Origin of the sequence: Rhodopirellula maiorica SM1, assembly GCF_000346295.1 — a bacterium.
GTDB lineage: Bacteria > Planctomycetota > Planctomycetia > Pirellulales > Pirellulaceae > Novipirellula > Novipirellula maiorica.
Window position 1 is genome coordinate 1 of sequence record NZ_ANOG01000557.1, and the last position, 1,253, is coordinate 1,253.

1 protein-coding gene is annotated in these 1,253 nt (G+C 52.3%); it reads left to right on the forward strand.

Annotated elements, in window-relative coordinates:
• Positions 1 to 573 precede the first annotated feature (573 nt).
• Positions 574 to 1,017, forward strand: a complete 444-nt coding sequence (locus RMSM_RS17880; protein ID WP_040767866.1) for a DUF2946 family protein — start codon at positions 574 to 576, stop codon at positions 1,015 to 1,017.
• The last annotated feature ends 236 nt before the right edge of the window (positions 1,018 to 1,253 follow it).

Sequence of the window (1,253 nt, forward strand, 5' to 3'; positions counted from 1 at the left end):
CGGCGCGACCTTATCGATACTCGATAAGTCCACACTCAATAATTCAACGGTCCGACCAAGGATGTTGTCTTATTATTCTCAAGCCCTACGACATGTCAATCTCAAGTGTTCACCGAGTAAAGGCTTCCAACACCGAATTCAACGGAATTGCTCTTCCTTATTCATGTGAAATTCATTCTTCCTGGCATCCCAAGCAGGTAGGCGGGAGTCATTGGGCGCATTGAACTACTGAGCCGCGACGCGTGAGCGGCCGGGTCCCAAGCACGCATTCCCCGATGCCTTACGGCCAATGCCATCGACTTGGACGCGAACCGGGTGATGTTCCCGTAGTGGGATTCGCCACAATTCCCGCGTTATCTGTTGAAGCACTAGGAACTCTGGCGAGTCCCACTACGAAAGTAGATGACATTGGCCTCACGGCTCACGGCCCACATCATCCATCGGTCGACAAGGTTAGATCTTTTTTTTGTCATCGACTTGACGAACCGATTTTATGTGGTCATCGTAACACCAGCAATGATCTTTGGTCGGACCATTTTGCAACTCACCTCCTTCAATGAAAATACGTCGGCGATGTCTGCGCTAGTTCGGCCACTTCTAACGAGCATCCTGTGCTGTGCAATTGTCTTCGGGCATGCACCGGCGTGGTTGCATGTGGCCACCTGCGACGGGCATTCTCACGCGAAAGCCAGTGTTTCCTATGAGGACACGGTTTCCTGCGAGGACACCACTTCGGCTTGTTCGCAATGCTGCCATCATCATCATGATGACGAAGACGCAGCGGCGGATCCCGATCGTCCAGAATCTTCCGGCGATAGCGATTCGAACCATCAACATGATTCGGATCATTGTCTGATATGCCAGTCGCTGGCCAGTTCGCTTGGCGTGCCCTGGGAATTATCGGTACCACTGAGTACAGGTACGGTTTCCCAACCCGCAATTTTGCCAACCGAATGCGTATTTACATCGGCATTTCTTTCGACCGCACATCCTCGCGGTCCACCGGTTTCGGCTTAGGCTTCGGTCTGCTCGACGTTGGCTAGGCTACCCAGCCTATCCCCAAGTCAAGTCTATACAGAACTAGAAGTCTAGCTTCACGGTCGCTCCCTACGCCCAGCTCGGAATCGATGCAGCGCCACCTTTGTGTGGTTTGCATCCTGATGAACTGGTGTCCAAAGCTATCGGCTTTGGCACTTATGTGTTGATGTACCAGTAGTGGGATTCGCCAGAATTCCCGTGTTTGCTTTTCGAAG

What these genes read in the sequence shown, in the direction of transcription:
- RMSM_RS17880 (WP_040767866.1), top strand. Translation starts at nt 574, where the DNA reads ATGTCTGCGCTAGTTCGGCCACTTCTAACGAGCATCCTGTGCTGTGCA.